Here is a 2,140-nt window from a genome sequence, read left to right on the forward strand (position 1 = left end):
GGCAAGCTGGATAGCCAAGGCGAGTACCGGTACGACAGCTTGGGGAGGCGAATAGCCAAACAGGCGGAAATGAATGGCGAGGTAGAGCAGAAGCGCTTCCTCTGGCAAGGCTTGCGGATGCTGCGGGAGGAAACTCCTGGGCACAGCATCTTGTACCTGTACGAGCCGGGTAGCTATGCGCCGTTGGCGCGAGTTGACCAGGCGGAAGGGGAAGGGCAGAAGGTCTATTACTTCCATACTGACCAGATTGGCACGCCGCTGGAGCTTACGAACAGCGATGGCGCAGTCGTTTGGCAAGCTACGTACCGCTCGTGGGGCATGCTAGAGCAGCTAGATATTAGTGAAGTCGAGCAGAACCTTCGATTTCAAGGGCAATACTTCGACGTTGAGAGTGAGCTGCATTATAATACCTTCCGTTATTATGCGTCGGATATTGGGCGCTTTGTAACTCAAGATCCATTGGGTTTAGGTGGCGGTGTAAATCTTTACCAATATGCGCCTAATGCCACTGCATGGATTGATCCTTGGGGGCTATCTTTCAAGAGTGTGAATTTTGAGGGTTCGCCTGAGTTGTTCCCCGTAACCGGCAACCAAAAAAATATCGTATCTATTCAAATGCAAGGGTCTCGAGGTCGAGACTTTACTGAAGCTTACAAGCAAGCTGGTTTGTCAAAGGCTCAGGTCAAATCGATTGGTAAATATACTTGGCATCATTTGGATGATTTCGATCCTGTAACTGGTAAGGGAACAATGCAGTTAGTAACTCAGGCCGCGCACGAGGCTTCGTTGCCCCATACAGGGTCGGTGGCACAATTCGAGAAGCATTTCGGTTTGCCTTCTGGATCTTACGGGACACCTGAAGCTGTAGCTATCTCGCAGGACAAGGGGTGGCTGAAAGGGCGCCCACAAAAAATAACGTCTACAACTTGTTGAGGACTATATGGTGGATGATTTTAAACTCTTCAATTCTGATGTCGCTATTTCAGGGCTTGATATTGATGCACTTGAGTCTGAAATCGGTATGAGATTTCCTGCGGAATTTAGGGCGCTATACCTGACCTTCAATGGGGGTGAGCCTAATCGGGCATTTTGGGCGGAAGACGAAAATTATGAGCCGATTAGAGTTGAAGATTTTAAGAGTATTGCTAGTGATGGCGCTGTAGACAAGAATGAGACTAAGTACATAGGTGGTTGTTTCAGGTTGATGGTGAGCAGGAATGTCTTGCCAGCACACTTGGTGCCATTTGCCGTAGATGAGGCGGGTAACTTTATTTGCCTTGATAAAAATGAGGGCAAGGTGATTTATTTTGCGGTGGACATTTTTCAGCCCGATATTGATATGCATCTAAATCACATCAATGCTCAAAGGGTTCTTTCGTTTTCATTTCATGAGTTCATTGGGTCCTTGATTCATGAGGATCAAGTTGATCAGTGAGTGTGTGAGGTGTTGCACTGAAGGCTGAAAGCTTTTACTGGCTTTAGCGCTTTAGCGTGAATGTCAGTGAATGCTGGATTTAATTCAACCTTCGGCGCTATACTTTCTAAGTGGATTTAGTGTGGCTGGGATCTTTAATAACTTAACGTCGGAGGGCTGAGGCGTTAGCCTCAGTCATTCCAGTAAACGAGTCACACTGAATAGAACGTCCTGCAGCAGTCAGGCGAGATTGCTCTTTTAGCCGATAATTCGACAACTAGGCCGTTGAAACGCTCACACAGTACCGCTACGACGAACACGGCCAGCTGAGCGCGGTGATCAACCGCAACGGCGACACCGTGCGCAGCTTCAGCTACGCCGACGGCCTGATGGTGACCCACAGCAACGCGCTGGGGCTGGGCTGCCACTACCGCTGGCAAACCCTGGGCGACAAGCCGCGCGTGGTCGAACACTGGACCAGCGACGGCGAGCACTACCACTTCCGCTACGACCTCGATAGCCGCACCAGCTGGGCCACCGACGTACTTGGCCGCGAGCTGGAAGTGCAGTACAACGCCGACCACCGCGTGGTCGCCAGCCGCGACTATGGCGGCGAGCGTTACGCCATCGAACTGGACGAACACGGCAATATGGTTGGCCTGACCTTGCCGGACGGTAACCGCCTGCAGTTCAAGTACGACGAGTTCTCTCGCCTACTCGAAGAAA

General features: G+C 50.8%; 2 protein-coding genes and 1 pseudogene. All 3 read left to right on the forward strand.

Annotated elements, in window-relative coordinates:
* The coding region (locus ACF8O8_RS16180) for an RHS repeat-associated core domain-containing protein (protein ID WP_392509988.1) at nt 1-933 on the forward strand (933 nt) is incomplete at its 5' end.
* Nucleotides 934-943: 10 nt separating this feature from the next.
* Nucleotides 944-1,435 carry an SMI1/KNR4 family protein gene (locus tag ACF8O8_RS16185; protein WP_260681235.1) on the forward strand — a complete coding sequence of 164 codons (492 nt, stop codon included), beginning with the start codon at nt 944-946 and terminating at the stop codon, nt 1,433-1,435.
* A 260-nt stretch (nt 1,436-1,695) separates the two neighbouring features.
* Nucleotides 1,696-2,140, forward strand: a pseudogene (locus ACF8O8_RS16190) (type IV secretion protein Rhs); the annotation flags it as partial.

The organism is Pseudomonas sp. TYF_14, from assembly GCF_043105275.1.
GTDB lineage: Bacteria > Pseudomonadota > Gammaproteobacteria > Pseudomonadales > Pseudomonadaceae > Aquipseudomonas > Aquipseudomonas alloputida.